The organism is Arthrobacter sp. SE2, assembly GCF_058244265.1.
The window spans coordinates 402,094-419,012 of sequence record NZ_JBZAYA010000001.1 but is presented as its reverse complement, the minus strand read 5'-3'; the positions used below and the strand labels follow the sequence as shown (position 1 = coordinate 419,012).

The 16,919-nt window shown below is 65.5% G+C and carries 15 protein-coding genes; 11 read left to right on the top strand and 4 right to left on the bottom strand.

Features of this window, described 5'->3' with window-relative positions; all coding sequences use genetic code 11:
* Positions 1-41: 41 nt before the first annotated feature.
* Positions 42-1,034 (top strand): SDR family NAD(P)-dependent oxidoreductase, encoded by a 993-nt coding sequence (locus AC4CS3_RS02035; protein ID WP_490781988.1) that lies wholly within the window; start codon positions 42-44, stop codon positions 1,032-1,034.
* A 174-nt stretch (positions 1,035-1,208) separates the two neighbouring features.
* Here the strand turns inward: AC4CS3_RS02035 and AC4CS3_RS02030 are convergent, their stop codons facing one another.
* Positions 1,209-2,537, bottom strand: coding sequence for a glutamyl-tRNA reductase (locus tag AC4CS3_RS02030; RefSeq protein ID WP_490781987.1), 1,329 nt, complete (start codon positions 2,535-2,537; stop codon positions 1,209-1,211).
* A gap of 148 nt (positions 2,538-2,685) precedes the next feature.
* Between AC4CS3_RS02030 and hemE the strand changes: the two genes are divergently transcribed.
* The 10 genes from hemE (at position 2,686) to AC4CS3_RS01980 (ending at position 14,040) form a co-directional block, all read left to right on the top strand.
* Positions 2,686-3,813 carry a uroporphyrinogen decarboxylase gene (gene hemE, locus AC4CS3_RS02025; protein WP_490781986.1) on the top strand — a complete coding sequence of 376 codons (1,128 nt, stop codon included), beginning with the start codon at positions 2,686-2,688 and terminating at the stop codon, positions 3,811-3,813.
* 5 nt (positions 3,814-3,818) lie between these two features.
* Positions 3,819-5,318 (top strand): protoporphyrinogen oxidase, encoded by a 1,500-nt coding sequence (gene hemG, locus AC4CS3_RS02020; RefSeq protein WP_490781985.1) that lies wholly within the window; start codon positions 3,819-3,821, stop codon positions 5,316-5,318.
* A gap of 72 nt (positions 5,319-5,390) precedes the next feature.
* A complete protein-coding gene (gene hemQ, locus AC4CS3_RS02015; protein WP_490781984.1) occupies positions 5,391-6,092 on the top strand; it encodes a hydrogen peroxide-dependent heme synthase in 702 nt (233 codons plus the stop codon).
* A 65-nt stretch (positions 6,093-6,157) separates the two neighbouring features.
* Positions 6,158-7,333 (top strand): ferrochelatase, encoded by a 1,176-nt coding sequence (locus AC4CS3_RS02010; RefSeq protein WP_490782103.1) that lies wholly within the window; start codon positions 6,158-6,160, stop codon positions 7,331-7,333.
* Positions 7,330-8,316 (top strand): hydroxymethylbilane synthase, encoded by a 987-nt coding sequence (gene hemC, locus AC4CS3_RS02005; protein ID WP_490781983.1) that lies wholly within the window; start codon positions 7,330-7,332, stop codon positions 8,314-8,316. Before AC4CS3_RS02010 ends, hemC begins: the two co-directional genes overlap by 4 nt.
* A 19-nt stretch (positions 8,317-8,335) precedes the next feature.
* A complete protein-coding gene (locus AC4CS3_RS02000) occupies positions 8,336-9,229 on the top strand; it encodes a uroporphyrinogen-III synthase (RefSeq protein ID WP_490781982.1) in 894 nt (297 codons plus the stop codon).
* Positions 9,226-10,206 carry a porphobilinogen synthase gene (gene hemB / locus AC4CS3_RS01995; protein WP_284751590.1) on the top strand — a complete coding sequence of 327 codons (981 nt, stop codon included), beginning with the start codon at positions 9,226-9,228 and terminating at the stop codon, positions 10,204-10,206. Before AC4CS3_RS02000 ends, hemB begins: the two co-directional genes overlap by 4 nt.
* Positions 10,206-11,282, top strand: coding sequence for an LLM class flavin-dependent oxidoreductase (locus tag AC4CS3_RS01990; RefSeq protein ID WP_490781981.1), 1,077 nt, complete (start codon positions 10,206-10,208; stop codon positions 11,280-11,282). Before hemB ends, AC4CS3_RS01990 begins: the two co-directional genes overlap by 1 nt.
* A 62-nt stretch (positions 11,283-11,344) precedes the next feature.
* Positions 11,345-12,667, top strand: coding sequence for a glutamate-1-semialdehyde 2,1-aminomutase (gene hemL, locus AC4CS3_RS01985; RefSeq protein WP_437770885.1), 1,323 nt, complete (start codon positions 11,345-11,347; stop codon positions 12,665-12,667).
* A gap of 62 nt (positions 12,668-12,729) precedes the next feature.
* A complete protein-coding gene (locus AC4CS3_RS01980) occupies positions 12,730-14,040 on the top strand; it encodes a glycoside hydrolase family 3 N-terminal domain-containing protein (RefSeq protein ID WP_490781980.1) in 1,311 nt (436 codons plus the stop codon).
* A gap of 102 nt (positions 14,041-14,142) precedes the next feature.
* Here AC4CS3_RS01980 and AC4CS3_RS01975 read toward each other — a convergent pair whose 3' ends face one another.
* Genes AC4CS3_RS01975 through AC4CS3_RS01965 form a run of 3 tightly spaced genes read right to left on the bottom strand, consistent with a single transcriptional unit; the run spans position 14,143 to position 16,616 of the window.
* Positions 14,143-14,880 carry an amino acid ABC transporter ATP-binding protein gene (locus AC4CS3_RS01975; RefSeq protein ID WP_490781979.1) on the bottom strand — a complete coding sequence of 246 codons (738 nt, stop codon included), beginning with the start codon at positions 14,878-14,880 and terminating at the stop codon, positions 14,143-14,145.
* The gene (locus AC4CS3_RS01970; protein ID WP_236811990.1) at positions 14,877-15,650 is read right to left on the bottom strand and encodes an amino acid ABC transporter permease; all 774 of its coding nucleotides are present in this window, start codon (positions 15,648-15,650) and stop codon (positions 14,877-14,879) included. Before AC4CS3_RS01970 ends, AC4CS3_RS01975 begins: the two co-directional genes overlap by 4 nt.
* 12 nt (positions 15,651-15,662) lie before the next feature.
* Positions 15,663-16,616, bottom strand: a complete 954-nt coding sequence (locus AC4CS3_RS01965) for an ABC transporter substrate-binding protein (RefSeq protein ID WP_437770882.1) — start codon at positions 16,614-16,616, stop codon at positions 15,663-15,665.
* Positions 16,617-16,919 lie beyond the last annotated feature (303 nt).

Below are 16,919 nucleotides of genomic sequence, written 5' to 3'. Positions count from 1 at the left end.
CCGTTGAACACGCGGTGCCGTTGAACACGAAAGGTCCCGATATGAGTGAGGAATCCATGACCACACCGCAACACCCCATCGGATCGGGATTCGGCCACGGCTCCAAGGCATCGGAGGTTGTGGCGGGAGTGGACCTCCGCGGCAAGACGGCAATCGTCACGGGAGGCTATTCCGGGCTCGGCCTGGAAACGGTGCGGGCCTTGTCCTTCGCTGGTGCCGCGGTCACGGTTCCCGCCCGCCGTCCGGAACACGCTAGGGAAGTCCTCGCCGCGGCCGGCCTGGCCCCGGAGCAAGTGACCGTGGAAGCCTTGGATCTGGCCGACCAGCAGGCTGTGAAGGATTTCGCGGCACGCTTCCTGGCGTCGAACCCAACCCTGGACATCCTGATCAACAACGCCGCCATCATGGCGAGCCCGGAACAACGCGTGGGCCCGGGGTGGGAATCCCAGTTCGCCACCAACCATCTGGGCCACTTCACGCTTCTCAACACTCTGTGGCCTGCGCTGGCCGCCGCCGGTTCGGCACGCGTCGTGTCCTTGTCCTCTACGGGACACAAACTCTCGCCGATCCGTTTCGAGGACATCAATTTCGAGACCGGTTACGACAAATGGAAGGCTTACGGCCAGGCCAAGACGGCCAACGCGTTGTTCGCGGTCGAACTGGACCGCCTGGGTAAATCCGCTGGGGTGCGGGCCTTCGCGGTCCACCCCGGAGGCATCATGACCGAGCTCCAGCGCTACCTTCCGCGTGAAGAGATGGTCGCGGCGGGTTGGATGGACGACGCAGGCAACGTCCGGGAGGGTTTCAAGACTCCGGAGCAGGGGGCTGCCACGTCCACGTGGGCAGCCACGTCCTCGGCTCTGGCGGGCATGGGCGGGGTGTATTGCGAAGACTGCGACATCGCCAAGCCCACGGACCCGGCCTCGCCGCTCGCGCGATACCAGGGAGTGGATGCGCACGCAATCGATCCGGAAGCCGCAACAAGGCTGTGGGCGGTGTCTGCAGAAATGACGGGCGTCAACGCCTTCGCATAGGAATCCGCGATTCTCGAACCGGCACAGCGATTCTCAAACCGCCACTACAAGGGACATGCTCATTCTTGGTCATTGCTGCTGGACATAGTCCTGTTATGTCCGGTCCCGGTGACCAAGGGAGGGCATGCTCTGAGGGGAGTTGCAGGATGGACCTAGCAGTCACGGTCGCGTGGGCTAGGCGCTTTCAGCCTGCTGGGATGCCTGTTGGTGGTCCACAGGGCATTCAGCTGCTGGAGCCGCGGCAACCGGCGGCTCCACCTGGATGCCATATAAGGCCTCGAGGGCTGCCACATAATCGTCTTGCTGGCCGTTGGCGGCAAGTTCGCGCGCGCGGACCGTGGGGATGTGGAGCAATTGCTTGACCATGCGGCGGAGCGCGAACTCGACTTCTTCAGCCGCAGCGGTGCAGCCGTGCCGGGCCCGGACTTTTTCCATCTCGGCGTCGAGCACGTTCATGGTGTGGCGGCGCAGTGCCACAATGGCCGAGTCGACTGACCGCGCTTCGCGCTCCTGCTCGAAGGCGTCTGCCGCACCGGAAACAATGGTGCTCGCTTGCGCCAGCGACTCCGCTTGTTCCTGGGGCGCCGCGAGCCGCACGGATTCGAGCGTCAGGAGCTCGACGCCGTCGAGCTCGCCCACCGCGGGGTCGAAGTCGTGGGTGAGCGCGAGGTCGATCGCAATGAGCGTCTGGGTGGACAGTGCACGGACCTTGGCGAGCTCTTCGGCCTCAACGCGGGTGTCCGATCCGCTGCAACCGATCATGACATCGGCGGCAGCGACGGCGGCAGGAAGGGTTTCGGCGTCGAGCGCGGTTCCGCCGCGGGTCGCCACGAAAGCCTCGGCCCGGCCGGAAGACGAGTAAACGGAGACGTCGGTGCAGCCGCGATCGCGAAGCAGCGACATAGTGGCCCCGGCGTAGGCCCCGGTCCCGAAGACAACTACCTTCTTGGTGCTCCAGTCGGCGTTCTCTGAGAGGTCCGTGGCGAGGTCCAGGGCAACTGAAACTATGGACAGGCCCCGCGAACCGAGCGCGGTCTGGGCCCCGACGTCCTTTGCCGTCTTGGAGGCAGCCTGGAACAAGCGGACCAGCCCGGAACTCGCGGTTCCTTCGTGCTGGGCAGTGATGAGGGCACGGCGCACTTGGCCGGCGATTTCGCGTTCGCCGACGACGGCGGAGTCCAGTCCGGCGCTGACGGCGAAGAGGTGCCTGCTGACCTCAGGGCCGGTGCGGGTGCTGAAGGCGCGCGAGACGAGTTGTTCGTTGAGTCCGCTCAAGCCACTGATCTGCGTGACGAGCGCCGAGCGGGCAGCTTCAAGGTTCTCGGCATGCGGCGTTTCGCCGTAGATTTCGTAGCGGTTGCAGGTGGCCAGGACCACGGCGCCGGAGACAAGTTGGGAATCGGCCAAAGCGGACGAGGCAACCTCGGATGAACCGTTGCTCAACTGAGCGACGGTTTCAAGATCGATGTCGGCGTGTGTAGCCACCAATGAGAAAAGAACCACAGCAAAGCAATCATAGCTTTTTCGGCGCCACGTAGAACAACGCGCGTCAGTGGTTCTCCGCACTGTCCGGAGTGACGCCCGTCACCTCGCAATGTGCGGGACAGGCTGTCGTTATCTTTTGATCCCGATCTTCGGCACAATCGAAGGCATGACTTCCAGTTCCGCACTGCCTCATTCTGTGTCGGCCAACGGCGTTTCCGGCACCGCCGCCTCGAGCCTTGATGCAAGCCACCCGCTCATGGATGGCCGCACCGCAGACTCCCCGCTGATCCAGGCGTACCGTGGAGGCAAGCCGTCCCGCCGTCCCGTGTGGTTCATGCGCCAGGCCGGCCGCTCGTTGCCGGAGTACCTCAAAGTCCGTGAAGGCGTGGCGATGCTGGACTCCTGCCTGCGTCCCGAGCTCGCCTCCGAGATCACTTTGCAGCCGGTCCGCCGCCACGACGTTGATGCAGCCATCTTCTTCTCGGATATCGTCATTCCCCTCAAGCTGGCGGGCGTCGGCGTGGACATCGTTCCCGGCGTCGGTCCTGTCCTGGACAAGCCCGTCCGCACGGCCGCTGACGTGGCCGCCTTGCCGCAACTGACATGGGAAGCCCTCGAGCCGATCCGCGAGGCCGTGCGCCTGACGGTGGCGGAGCTCGGCACCACACCCCTGATCGGTTTCGCGGGCGCGCCGTTCACGCTCGCCGCGTACATGGTGGAAGGCAAGCCTTCCCGCGACCACCTTGGTCCGCGCACCATGATGCACGCCGATCCGGAAACCTGGACCGCCCTGGCCAACTGGGCAGCCGACGCTTCCGGCATGTTCCTGCGGGCGCAACTGGAAGCGGGCGCCTCTGCAGGGCAACTGTTCGACTCTTGGGCCGGTTCCCTTGGCCTGGCCGACTACGCCAAGTACGTTGCCCCGGCCTCGAGCCGCGCCCTCGACCACGTCCGCCACCTCGGTGCGCCGCTTGTCCACTTCGGTACGGGAACGTCCGAGTTGCTCGTCGCGATGCGCGACGTCGGCGTGGACGTCGTAGGGGTGGACTACCGGCTGCCGCTTGACGAGGCAAACCGGCGCCTAGGTGGAACCGTGCCCCTGCAGGGCAACATTGACCCCGCGCTGCTTTCGGCGCCGTGGGAGGTCCTGGAAGCCCATGTCCGCGAGGTAATCGCCGCCGGTTCCGCAGCCCCAGGCCACGTCCTCAACCTCGGCCACGGCGTGCCTCCGGAGACGGACCCCGCGGTCCTGACCCGGGTAGTGGAACTCATCCACTCGATCCCGGCAGGGTAGCCGGCATGCGCGGCGGTCACCCGCATCCCGAACACACCAAGCCCAAACACGCACTTCCCGGTGATTCAGCAGCTGGCTTGACGGCCGTCGTCGTGGGCGGCGGCATTTCCGGCTTGCTCGCCGCCCGTGGACTGGCCAAAGCGGGCATCGCTGTCACCGTGCTCGAAGCGGGCGACTCATGGGGCGGTTGCGTGGGAAGCCACGAGGTTGGCGGCCTTGAGCTGGACAGTGGAGCGGAGTCCTTCGCCACGCGCTCCACTGCCGTGGCCGATCTCGCCCGCGATCTCGGGCTTGGCGACAACATCGTGGCGCCCCATCCTGGAGGAGCCTGGGTGCAGTTGCCCGACGGTCCGCAGGAACTGCCCAAGACCGGAGTGCTCGGAATTCCGGCGAATCCCTGGGACCCCGAGGTCCGCCGGTCCTTGGGCTTCGCAGGCTCCTTGCGGGCTTCGCTTGACCGCTATTTGCCCGCATCGGTGGGCACCTCCGCCGAGGTCACGAGTGTCTCCTCGCTGGTCCGGGCACGGATGGGCAAGCGGGTGCTCGAACGGCTCGTGGCACCCGTCGTCGGGGGAGTGCACTCTGCCGATCCCGGACTGCTCGACGTCGACATGGTGGCCCCGGGACTACGCGCAGCACTGCGGAAGCACGGTTCGTTGGCCGCCGCGGTGGCCAGCCAGCGCAAGGCCGCCTCGGGGTCGGCCGCTTCGGGCCAAGCCGGGAGCGGAGCGGCGAAGGCCGGATCCGCCGTCGGCGGCTTGAAAGGCGGAATGAACACCTTGGTTTCCGCCCTCGTGGCGGAGCTGCGTTCGGAGGGAGTCGCCCTCGTCTCCGGCGCCCGGGTGGATTCGATCACCCGCACTGAAAGCGGTTGGCAGGCCACCGCGGCGGGCACAACGTACGACGCCGGGCGGCTCGTGGTGGCGCTCGATGGTCCGGCCGCCGTCGGGCTGCTGGAGGAGGCGCTTCCGGAGCTGTCCGCGCTGCGTCCCGCCGCAGGCCCCTTGGTGAGCCTCGTGACCTTGGTGGTCGACGTGCCTGAACTGGACCGCCGTCCCCGTGGCACCGGGATTCTCGTCGCTCCGCAGACCGAGGGGATCGAGGCGAAAGCGCTCACGCATGCCACGGCAAAGTGGGACTGGCTGGCGGAAGAAGCCGGCCCTGGCACGCACGTGCTGCGCCTGTCCTATGGGCGGGGCGAGGGAGCGGACGCCCCTGAATCGGCGGCCGCGCTGGATAACGATGCCCTGTTTGAGGCTGCGCTCCGCGACGCCTCGACCTTGCTGACGGTGCCCATTGTCCGCGACGACGTGCTCGATTGGGACGTTGTCCGCTGGGCCGGTGCCTTGCCGTTCGCCGCCGTCGGTCATAAACAGCGCGCTGCCGAGGTGCGGCGCATCTGTGCCGAAGCAGAGGGTCTGTCGGTTGTGGGCGGCTGGCTTGCCGGAAACGGCCTGGCTGCCGTGGTAGCCGACACCCCTGCGCAAATCGCCACAATTTTGTGAAATGCACCACTTCTACACATTGTAGAAGTGGTGCATTTCGACTTAGCGGCATCCACGGGGCAGACTTGTACCATGAGCCACACTTCTGCCGAATCTGTCACTAAAACTGCCGAATCCGAAGAGCAGTTCTTTACGCTGTGGACCGTCTTCAAGCGGTCGGGCGATGTCATGCGCAGCGCCGATGCTGTCCAGGATTTCGAGCAGCTGGCTGCCAAGCTCGCCGAGGACGGCGTTGTCCTCCGCGGAAGCTACGACGTCTCCGCCATGCGTTCCGACGCCGACATCATGGTGTGGCTCCACGGAGCCAAGCCCGAGGCCCTGCAACAGGCCGTCCGTGACATCCGCCGCAGCGCGCTGTTCGCCGGCACGGAGCTCGTCTGGTCCGCCATGGGCGTCCACCGCGAAGCCGAATTCGCCAAGAACCACGTTCCGGCCTACGCCCGCGGCGTCGAGCCCAGCACCTGGCTCTGCGTCTACCCGTTCGTGCGCTCCTACGAGTGGTACATCCTGCCGGCCGAAGAGCGTGGAAAGATGCTGCGCGACCACGGCATGCTGGGCCGCGACTTCCCCCAGGTCATCTCCAACACCGTGTCCTCGTTCGCCTTGGGCGACTGGGAGTGGATCCTTGGCCTGGAAGCACCCGAACTCGTTGACCTGGTCGACCTCATGCGCCACCTGCGGGCCACGGACGCCCGCAACCACGTCCGCGAGGAAATCCCGTTCTACACCGGCCGCCGCATCACCGCCGCGGAGATCGCCGAGGTCCTCGCGTGAGCGGCCGCCACTCCGCCGGTCCGGCCAGCCTCACCGAGGTCAATGACGTCACCGAGGCCGGACGCATGGCCCCCAAAGAGTACGACGCCGTCCTCCTCGCCTCGTTCGGCGGACCCGAAGGCCAGGACGACGTCATTCCCTTCCTGCGCAATGTGACCCGTGGCCGCGGCATCCCGGATGAGCGTCTTGAAGAGGTGTCCCACCACTACCGCGCCTTTGGCGGGATCAGCCCCATCAACCAGCAAAACAGGAACCTCAAGGCCGCCCTCGAGGCAGAGCTTGCGGCACGCGGCATCAGCCTGCCTGTGCTGTGGGGCAACCGCAACTGGGATCCCTACATCCCGCAAACGCTCCAGGAAGCCTACGACGCCGGCCACCGCAAGCTGCTGATGGTCACCACCAGTGCTTACTCCTGTTACTCCAGCTGCCGCCAATACCGCGAGGACATCGGCATTGCGCTGACGGAGACCGGCCTTGACGGCAAACTCGAGGTGGACAAGGTCCGCCAGTACTTCGACCACCCCGGCTTCGTCGAACCATTCGTGGAAGGAACGGCTGCGGGACTTGCGGAGGTCAAGGAGAAACTGGCCGCGGCCGGTCTCCAGGACGCTCCGGTCCACATCCTGTTTGCAACGCACTCCATTCCTACCCGCGACGCTGAGGCCGCCGGGCGTTCGGACGCCGAGCCCCGCGAGTTCGAGCAGGACTCGGCTTACGTGGCCCAACACCTGGCCGCCGGCGCCGAGGTTGTTCGGCGGGTTGAAGCCGAATCCGGACTCACCGCGCCATGGTCCTTGGTGTACCAGTCCCGTTCGGGCGCACCAAGTGTTCCATGGCTTGAGCCGGACATCAACGATGCCATCGAGGAACTGGCCGGCCAAGGGATCAAGGGCGTCGTGATCGTTCCGCTCGGCTTCGTCTCCGACCACATGGAAGTGGCCTGGGACCTGGACACCGAGGCCTTGGAAACGTGCAAGAACCTCGGGCTCAGCGCGACCCGCGTCCCCACGCCGGGAACCCACCGCAAGTTCGTTTCCGGTTTGGTGGACCTCATTTGCGAGCGGACCGCAGCCAACAACATCGCCGATCGCCCCGCGATGACCGGGCTGGGACCGTGGTACGACATCTGCCGTCCCGGCTGCTGCGCCAACTTCCGTGGAGAGAAGCCCACGATTGCGGGCGCGGACACCACAGTAGGCACCGGACATGATGCCTACCCCGTAGGAGAAAGCGCGAAATGACCGTACGGATCGGCACCCGCGCGAGCAAGCTCGCGCTCACCCAGAGCCAGCAGGCCGCGGACCAGCTGGCCGCCGTCGGTGGCTTTCCCGTTGAACTGGTGCGCATCAAGACCGAAGGCGATGTCCGGACGGGTTCGCTGTCCCAGATGGGCGGCACCGGAGTGTTCGTCGCCGCGCTTCGCGACGCGCTGTTGGAGAACGCGTGCGACGTCGCGGTGCACTCTCTGAAGGATCTCCCCACGGGTGCGGCACCGGGGCTCACCATTGCCGCAACGCCCAAACGCGTCGACGTCCGGGACGCCTTGTGCGCCCGTGACGGGCTCAAGCTCGCGGACCTTCCGGCAGGCGCAAAGGTCGGTACCGGATCGCCGCGCCGCGCTGCCCAGCTGCGCGCCGCCCGCCGGGATCTCGACGTCGTGGACATCCGCGGCAACGTGGACACCCGGCTGGGCCGCGTTCCCAGGCTCGCCGGCAACGCAGAAGATTCACCCGGCGACCTCGACGCCGTCGTCCTCGCCGCGGCGGGACTGGAACGCATCAGCAGGCTCGACGTCGTGACGGAGTTCTTCGAGACCGACGTCATGCTTCCTGCCCCCGGTCAGGGCTCACTTGCGATCGAGTGCCGCACGGTTGACGCTCCCGGACAGTCCGGCTCGGCCGAAGGTTCCCAGGGCGCTCTAGCCCAGGCCCTGGCCGCGCTCAATGATGACGACACCAGGCTGGCCGTGACCGCGGAGCGGGCCGTCCTGGCCCGCCTCGAAGCCGGCTGTGCAGCGCCCGTGGGCGCCTACGCTTACCGCAAGGGCAGCATGCTGTACCTGGAAGCCGTTGTCTGCGCCGTGGACGGGAGCAAGTCTGTACGCGAGAAGAAGGCCACGGACGGGCTCACTGAGGTGGGCGCCACGCTGCTGGGCATCGAAGTCGCCGAGCTCCTGCTTGCCGCGGGTGCTGCGGACATCGCGGATCTTGCAGCTTCCCGATAACCGGAGCCAACAGGAGACTATGGGACGGCACAGCGCGGTGAAGTCGGGGGAGGCCCGGGTCCTTGAAGGCGCCCGGGTTCTTGTGACGCGTAGCCCTGATCGTGCCGCCCCGCTCGTCAGCGCCCTGCGGGAAGCCGGCGCGGAGCCGCTCTTGTTGCCCTTGATCGACTTTGAGCGTGCCCGCGACCAGCATTCCCTCGAGGTCGCCTTGGACGCCCTCCTCGCGGGAGCCTACGGCTGGCTGGTGGTCAGCAGTATCACGACGGTGCGCGCCCTGAAGGAGAAAGCGGCCGAGCGTCGTTTGGAGTTGAAGGACCTGATTCCGGATTCCGTCCGGATCGCAACGATCGGCCCGTCGAGCCGGCGGGTCCTCGCAGCGGAGGGCATTCCCGTGGACCTCGCGCCGGAAGACGTCCAGTCGGCCGCGGGACTCGTGGCCGTCTGGCCGACTGGCCCGGCCAATGTGCTGTTGCCGCAAGCGGACATTGCCGACGCCGTGTTGGCGGAGGGGATCGAAGCCAAGGGAGCCGCGGTCCAGCCAGTGACGGCCTACCACACCGTGGACTACCCCGCCGCCCCCGAACGCAGGCTGACTGCTGCCTTGGTAGCGGCGAACGGCTGGAAGACAGGGGCGGGATCCGGGGCGCCGGAGCTCACCCCCGAAGCCGCCAAGGCCGAACTTTCCGGCGGCCGGCTCCACGCCGTCGTCGCCGCTTCACCCAGTGCGGCACGCCGCATCCACGCCTCGCTGGGGCCGCTGCAGGATTGCCGCTTTATTGCGATCGGGCGCTCGACGGCGGCAGAGGCTGCCGCTCTCGGCATCCCGGTCGCGGCAACCGCCAAAGAACCCACGCCCGACGGCATCGTGACCGCCCTACGCACCGTATTCGCCACCGAAGGGAACGAAAGTTGAGCTTTCCAAACCACCGGCCCCGCCGGCTCCGCACCACCCCCGCCATGCGCCGGATGACCGCCGAACACCGGTTGGCTCCCGCGGATCTCATCCTGCCCGCCTTTATTCGCGAAGGACTCAGCGAACCGGCTCCGATCAGCTCGATGCCCGGTGTTGTGCAGCACACCACCGACTCGCTCAAGCGCGCCGCTGCGGAAGCCGTGGAACTCGGTGTCAGCGGCATCATGCTGTTCGGTGTCCCGGCCGTCCGCGATGCCCGAGGAACCGCCTCCCTGGATCCGGACGGCGTGCTGAACAAAGCCATCCGCGACGTCAGGGCGGAAGTTGGCGATGACCTGGTTGTCATGGGCGACGTGTGCCTCGACGAATTCACCGACCACGGCCACTGCGGCGTCCTGGACGCCAACGGCTACGTGGACAACGACGCCACCCTCGAAATCTACGCTCAAATGGCCGTAGCCCAGGCCGACGCCGGTGCCCACGTCCTGGGGCCGTCCGGGATGATGGATGGCCAGATCGCCGTGATTCGTCAGGCCCTTGAAGAGGCCGGACACCAGAATACCGCTCTCCTGGCCTACGCGGCGAAGTACGCCTCCGCCTTCTACGGCCCTTTCCGCGAAGCCGTGGACTCGCAGCTCAAGGGTGACCGCCGGACGTACCAGATGGATGCCGCCAACCGCCGCGAAGCCATCATCGAGGTGGAACTCGACCTCGAAGAGGGCGCCGACATGGTGATGGTCAAGCCGGCCATGAGCTACCTCGACATCCTCGCCGACGTCGCCGCCATGAGCCCGGTTCCCGTGGCGGCCTACCAAATCTCCGGCGAATACGCCATGATCGAAGCGGCTGCCGCGAACGGCTGGATCGATCGCCGCGGCGCCATCACAGAATCCGTGCTCGGCATCAAGCGGGCCGGCGCCGACATGGTGCTGACGTACTGGGCCTCCGAGCTTGCCGGCTGGCTTAAGGAGTCCTGATGACAGATACCGCTTCCACTCCCACGGCCCCTGTCGGAGCTACGGAGATCCTCCTCGGACTGAATACTTTCGGTGACGCCGGGGTGGACGCCGGCGGCAACCCGAAACCGCATGCACAGGTTTTGCGGGAGCTGCTGGCGGAAGCGGAACTGGCGGACGCCGTCGGGCTTCATGCCTTTGGGGTGGGGGAGCACCACCGCCGCGACTTCGCTGTCTCGGCGCCCGAAGTGTTCCTGGCGGCCGCCGCCGCCCGGACATCGCAGATCAAACTCGGTTCGGCGGTCACCGTGCTCAGCTCCGACGACCCCATCAGGGTCTTCCAGCGCTTCTCGACCGTTGACGCGATCTCCAACGGTCGTGCGGAAGTGATGCTGGGCCGCGGCTCCTTCGTGGAATCATTCCCCCTGTTCGGCCTGGATCTGGCAGACTACGAAGTCCTGTTCGAGGAGAAGCTGGAACTCTTCGACAAGGTCCGGGCGCAGAAGCCCGTGCATTGGGAAGGCCGTACCCGGCCGAACGTGAACGGAATGAGCGTTTTTCCGCCGCTGGAACACCACTTGCTGCCAACGTGGATCGGTGTGGGTGGAACCCCCGAGTCGGTGCTGCGCTGCGCCCAATACGGCTATCCGATTATCTTCGCAATCATCGGCGGGGAGCCGCGCCGTTTTGCCCCCTTGGTCGACCTGTACCGCGAGGCAATGGGGAAATACGGACACAACATGCAGCAGATTGCCACCCACTCGCCCGGCTACGTCGCTCCCACCGACGAGCAGGCCCGGGAGGAACTGTTCCCGCATTGGCTGGCCCAGCGCAACCGCATCGGCGCGGAACGCGGCTGGGGACCGGCGAGCAGGGGCGAGTTCGACGCCATGTGCGGACCTGAGGGAGCACTTTACGTGGGTTCCCCGGAAACGGTCGCCCGGAAGATCGTTTTGCTGAAGCGGAACCTCGGCGTTGACCGTTTCGACCTCAAATACAGCAATGGAACCCTGCCGCACGAATCCATGATGCGCTGCATAGAACTCTTCGGCACCGTGGTGGCCCCACTGGTGGCCAAGAAGCTTGCCGACGCCTGAACGCGCCTGAACCGCCTTTGCCGACGCCTGAACCGTCCCGAATCCCTGAAAGAATGGACACCATGACTTCAAACACCCCTGTCTCCGACCAGCTGTTCGACCGCGCCCGTTCCCTGATGCCTGGCGGCGTCAACTCTCCGGTGCGCGCCTTCGGTTCCGTTGGCGGGACCCCGAAGTTCATGGTTTCGGCGCAGGGTCCGTACCTGACCGACGCGGATGGCCGCGAATACGTAGACCTCGTCTGCTCATGGGGTCCGGCGCTGCTGGGTCACGCGCACCCGGCCGTCCTCGAAGCCGTCCACGCCGCCGTCGACCGCGGCTTGTCCTTCGGCGCCTCTACGCCCGATGAGGCAAACCTCGCCGCGATCGTCAAGGAACGCGTCTCCGCCGTCGAACGCATCCGCATGGTGTCCACGGGCACCGAGGCCACCATGACCGCCGTACGCCTGGCTCGCGGGTTCACTGGCCGCAACCTGATTGTGAAGTTCGCGGGCTGCTACCACGGCCACCTCGATGGACTGCTCGCCGCCGCTGGCTCGGGCCTTGCGACCATGGCACTGCCCGGTTCGGCCGGTGTCACTGAAGCTGCCGCCGCTGAAACCCTCGTCCTGCCGTACAACGACCTCGGTGCGGTGGAAGCCGCTTTCGCTGCGCACGGCAACAACATCGCTGCCGTCATCACCGAAGCCGCTCCCGCCAACATGGGCGTCGTCACCCCGGACGAAGGCTTCAACGCAGGGCTGTCCCGCATCACCCGCGAACACGGCGCGCTGTTGATCCTGGACGAGGTGCTCACCGGCTTCCGCACGGGCTATGCGGGCTACTGGGGCCTCACTGGCCGCCAGGAAGGCTGGATGCCGGACCTGCTGACCTTCGGCAAGGTCATCGGCGGCGGCATGCCGACGGCGGCCCTCGGCGGGCGTGCTGACGTCATGGATTACCTTGCGCCCCTTGGTCCGGTGTACCAGGCAGGAACCTTGTCCGGGAACCCGGTGGCAATGGCCGCAGGCGTCGCCACCCTGACGCTCGCGACCCCGGAGGTCTACAGCTTCGTGGATGCCCGCTCGCTGGAACTTTCGGCGGCACTCTCGTCGGCGCTGGACACTGCCGGCGTGGACCACTCGATCCAGCGCGCAGGGAACCTCTTCTCCGTGGCGTTCGGCACTTCGGCCAACGGCGTCCACAACTACGCCGACGCCCAGGCCCAGGACGTCTTCCGCTACGCACCGTTCTTCCACTCCATGCTGGACTCCGGCGTCTACCTGCCGCCCTCGGTCTTCGAGGCATGGTTCCTGTCCGCTGCCCACGACGACGTCGCCATGAACCGGATTTTTGACGCGCTCCCTGCAGCAGCCAAAGCGGCCGCGGAGGCCACCGCCCTGTAACGCCACTTTCCCGATGCTGCGCAGCCTGCTCCTTGCACGCCCCGCCGGGCCGGGAGCAGGCTGTGGGCAACGATCGAATCTACAAGGCGATGATTCATCTGCTCAAGCCGTCCAGAATTTCAGTGCTCATCCTCTTCGCCCTGATGGCCGGGGCATTTGCCGGCATTGCGCATGCCGACGCCCCTGACCGGGGGTTCCCGGCCGTCGGAGACCCGCCCCCGGCGCCAGGCACGCCCCGGGCCGCCCCAACGCCTCGGTTTTCCAACTCTCCGTCCGCGGGATCGCCGAGTGCTTCTGCAACGCCGGCCGGTCCTACTGAGCTGCCGCCGCCACCGCACCCGACGCCGGAACAGCGGCTTGCGGGCCTGAGTCTGGAACAAAGGGTAGGGCAATTGTTCATGGTGGCGGCCAAGGCCGACGGAAGCGATTCGGGCGCAGTGGCCGATCTCCTGAACAACCACGTCGGCAATATCTATTTGGCCGGACGCAGCCAGGCCGGCGTCGCGGCGACGGCATCGGTTGTGGAAAAGCTGAGGGCGGCGATTTCGCCGGCCTCAAGCCGTGGCTTGCCTCTGTCCGTCGCGACGGACCAGGAGGGCGGCTCCGTCCAAGTCCTCCGGGGACCTGGATTCCTGCCTATTCCCGCAGCCTTGGACCAAGGCAACTCAAGCCCTGAACAACTACGCGCCGACGCCCGGAACTGGGGTGCCGAACTCTTGCAGGCCGGGGTGAATGTTGACCTGGCGCCGGTACTGGATACGGTTCCCAGCCCCGAATTTGCGCCCTCGAACAAGCCCATTGGGGCGTTCAAGCGTGAATACGGCTTCACCCCGGCCTCGGTGTCCGAGCACGGGAACGCGATGGCGGCCGGACTGCGGGACGCGGGGGTGGCGCCCGTGGTCAAGCATTTCCCAGGAATGGGGCGCGTCAGCCTGAACACTGACGTCAGCGCGAACGTCCACGACGCCGAAACCACCCGGACGGATCCGTACCTGATGCCGTTCAAAGCCGCGATCGACAGCGGACTTCGGTGGGTCATGATTTCGAACGCCTACTACGACAAGATCGATCCCGACCATGTGGCCCCGTTTTCGTCGGTGATCATGCGCACCATGTTGCGGACGGACACGGGGTTCACCGGCATCATCGTGTCTGATGACCTTTGCAACGCCGTGCAGCTGTCGCCCTGGAGCATGGGGGACAGGGCAACGAACTTCATCGGGGCAGGCGGCACCATGGTTCTGTGCGCAGACACCGCTTCAGTTCCGGCGATGTACGCCCAGGTCCTGCAACGTGCGCAGGCCGATCCTGAATTCCGCAAATCAGTCGATGCCGCTGCTTTGACTGTTCTTCAAGTGAAGGCAGGGCAGTAGCCCCGGTTACGGGCCGGGGCGGACGTGAAAAATCCCCGGTTTCCGGACGATTCACCACTGTGGGTGGTTCGTCTGGAAACCGGGGATCTTCGTTGTGAAGGCCTAGCGCACGTCCGAAAGGAAGCCCTTCAGGCGATCGGTCCGCGGCTCGGTGAAGAGTTGTTCCGGCGATCCGGTCTCTACGACGACGCCTGCGTCCATGAACGTCACGGTGTCGGACACGTTCCTTGAGAAGCCCATTTCGTGGGTTACCACCACCATGGTCATGCCGCCCTTGGCCAGATCGGTCATGAGTGCTAGAACGCCCTTGACCAGTTCAGGGTCCAGGGCCGATGTTGCTTCGTCGAAGAACATCACCTCGGGCTTCATGGCGAGCGCTCGGGCAATGGCCACTCGCTGCTGTTGCCCGCCGGAGAGGTTGGCTGGCCGGGCGTCGGCCTTGTGCTTGAGTCCTACGAGGTCCAGTTGGGCCAGGGCATCCTCCCGTGCCTGCTCCTTGGACATGCCACGGAGCTTCCGCAGTGCGAGGGAGACATTTTCCGCTACGGTCTTGTGCGGGAAGAGGTTGAACTGTTGGAAAACCATGCCGATCCGCCGGCGCAGTTCATCCGGGTTGTCCTTGAGCACCGAACGGCCATCGAGCAAAATGTCACCCTGCTCGGGTTCGATGAGCCGGTTCATGACCCGCAGGAGCGTGGATTTCCCCGAGCCGGAAGGACCGATCACGGAAGCCGTGGTGCCCTTCTCGACGTGCAGGTCGATGCCGCGCAGGACATGGTTGGACCCGAAGGACAAATGGATGTTTTTAGCCGTCAGTGTTCCTGAAGCGAACTCGCTCATGCCTGGGCTCCCTTCCCGACGACGGCGGCCGCCTCGTCCGGTTCTTTCTTTTCCGGTCGCCCCGAACGCAGGCGGCGGTCCAGCCAGTTCACGAAATGCGTGAGCGGAATCGTCATGACCAGGTAGAACAGGCCCGCCGCCACGTAGGGGGACAGATTGCCGCTCGTAGACGCAAAGTCCTTGCCGATCTGGAAGACTTCCCGTTCAGAGGCGAGGAGACCCAGGACGAACACGAGGGAGGACTCCTTGATCAGCGCAATGAACTGGTTCACGAGCGCGGGCAGCACTCGGCGTACACCCTGGGGAACCACCACAAGCCGCATGGCAGGGCCGTAGCCGAACCCCAGTGCTCGTGTTGCCTCGAGCTGCCCCTTGTCGACGCTCTGGATGCCCGAGCGGAAGATCTCGCCGATGTACGCCGCCGACATCAGGGACAGAGCCGCGACAGCCAACGGGTACGGGCTTGTTGAGCCCGTCAAATGCCGGATGATGGGTCCGAAACCGAGGCCGATCACGAGGATCGTGAGCACTGCCGGGAGCCCGCGGAGGACATCCGTGTAGATCCTGGCAATCCACCGGGCGACAGGATTCCGGGAGATCCCCATGAGGGCGAGCAACATCCCGAGCAGCGTTCCTATGATGCCGGAGGTGACGGCGAGGACGAGCGTGTTCGGCAAGCCGACCGCGAACATCTTGGGGATGACTTCGCCCATCGCCTTCCAGTCGAGGAAGGTCTCGCCGAGCTGTTTGAGGATTTCCTGGAGATCCATGGAATGCCTGGGTTACTTGGCCGGGATCTGGACGGCCTTGCTGCCCGGCTTCCAGCCCTGCGGGGTCTGCTCTGCCGTCGTCGGGCGGTCCTTGTACCACTCGGCAGTCAGCTTGGTCCAGGTACCGTCCGCGATCACGGCGTCAAGGCCGGAGTTGAGGGCATCGAGCAGAGGCTGGTTGTCCTTGTTCACGGCCCAGGCGGTGAAGTTCTGGGTGTTGACGACCTTTTCGGCGATCTTGGTGTTATCGCCGTCCTTGACCTGGCCGGTTGCCTGCTGCGACGGGGCGACCCAGGCGTCAACCTGGCCGCTCTTCACGTTGGCGTAAACCGTGTTGTAGTCCGGGAAGCGGACGGGCTCAAGCTTGAGCGTGTTGGTGACGTAGTCGTCCTGGACGGTGCCCTGAACGACGCCGATGCGGACGTCGGACTTGAGGTCCGCGAAGCCCTTGATCTTGGAGTCGGACTTGGTCACGACAGCCATGTAGCCAAAGTCGTAGCCATTCGTGAACCCGACCGACTCGCGGCGCTTGTCCGTGGTGGAGATCGAGGAGGATCCGACGTCGAACTGCTTGTTCTTGACCTGGGAGAGCAGTGCGGAGAAGTCAGTGGAGGCGAACTCGACCTTGAGGCCCAGCTTGGCTCCAACCGCGCGCAGCAGCTCATTGTCATAGCCGGTGAACTTGCCCGAGGGATCGATGAAGATGTTCGGCGGGGCGTCCGAGAGGGTGCCGACGCGCAGGGTGCCGTCGGTGATGAGGCCCAGCTTGGACTTGTCGATCTTGTCCAGCGGGGTGACGTCCTTGGTGGTGTACTTGTCCAGAGTCTTCTGGTCGCTGCCTTGGAGGGCATCGGTCGGCGAGGCGCTGCTGGTGCTGCCCGCTCCGCCACCACACGCGGCCAGGGAGACGGCCAGGATTGCAGCCACGGGGACAGCAGAGAACCACTTCAGGGCTTTGATTTTCATCAAGCAAATCACTTTCATCGGGGAACACGCGTTCGTATCGAGACGGGCGGGGAACGCAGCCAAAGCAGGTTTGGGCCGCAATATCAGGACTCGACCCGCCAAACTTAATTATGTCATCCGCCCATTCAGCGATAAATTGACGGCGATAAGACGTGGGATTCCCGGAAACTCCGAATTAAATTCAAGATCGAATGGAAATTGCGCTTGAAGTGCCGCGCCCCTTAGGCGTCGAGGGGAATTCGTGACTGACGTCCAGCTGGCTTTCAGGCAATAAGCGCCATGTGACGTGCGTCCCATCATGCG

Bases quoted from the DNA above. Each gene is read 5' to 3' on its own strand.
- AC4CS3_RS02035 (WP_490781988.1), top strand. From the start codon at position 42: ATGAGTGAGGAATCCATGACCACACCGCAACACCCCATCGGATCGGGA.
- hemE (WP_490781986.1), top strand. From the start codon at position 2,686: ATGACTTCCAGTTCCGCACTGCCTCATTCTGTGTCGGCCAACGGCGTT.
- hemG (WP_490781985.1), top strand. From the start codon at position 3,819: ATGCGCGGCGGTCACCCGCATCCCGAACACACCAAGCCCAAACACGCA.
- hemQ (WP_490781984.1), top strand. From the start codon at position 5,391: ATGAGCCACACTTCTGCCGAATCTGTCACTAAAACTGCCGAATCCGAA.
- AC4CS3_RS02010 (WP_490782103.1), top strand. From the start codon at position 6,158: ATGGCCCCCAAAGAGTACGACGCCGTCCTCCTCGCCTCGTTCGGCGGA.
- hemC (WP_490781983.1), top strand. From the start codon at position 7,330: ATGACCGTACGGATCGGCACCCGCGCGAGCAAGCTCGCGCTCACCCAG.
- AC4CS3_RS02000 (WP_490781982.1), top strand. From the start codon at position 8,336: ATGGGACGGCACAGCGCGGTGAAGTCGGGGGAGGCCCGGGTCCTTGAA.
- AC4CS3_RS01990 (WP_490781981.1), top strand. From the start codon at position 10,206: ATGACAGATACCGCTTCCACTCCCACGGCCCCTGTCGGAGCTACGGAG.
- hemL (WP_437770885.1), top strand. From the start codon at position 11,345: ATGACTTCAAACACCCCTGTCTCCGACCAGCTGTTCGACCGCGCCCGT.
- AC4CS3_RS01975 (WP_490781979.1), bottom strand. From the start codon at position 14,880: ATGAGCGAGTTCGCTTCAGGAACACTGACGGCTAAAAACATCCATTTG.
- AC4CS3_RS01970 (WP_236811990.1), bottom strand. From the start codon at position 15,650: ATGGATCTCCAGGAAATCCTCAAACAGCTCGGCGAGACCTTCCTCGAC.
- AC4CS3_RS01965 (WP_437770882.1), bottom strand. From the start codon at position 16,616: ATGAAAATCAAAGCCCTGAAGTGGTTCTCTGCTGTCCCCGTGGCTGCA.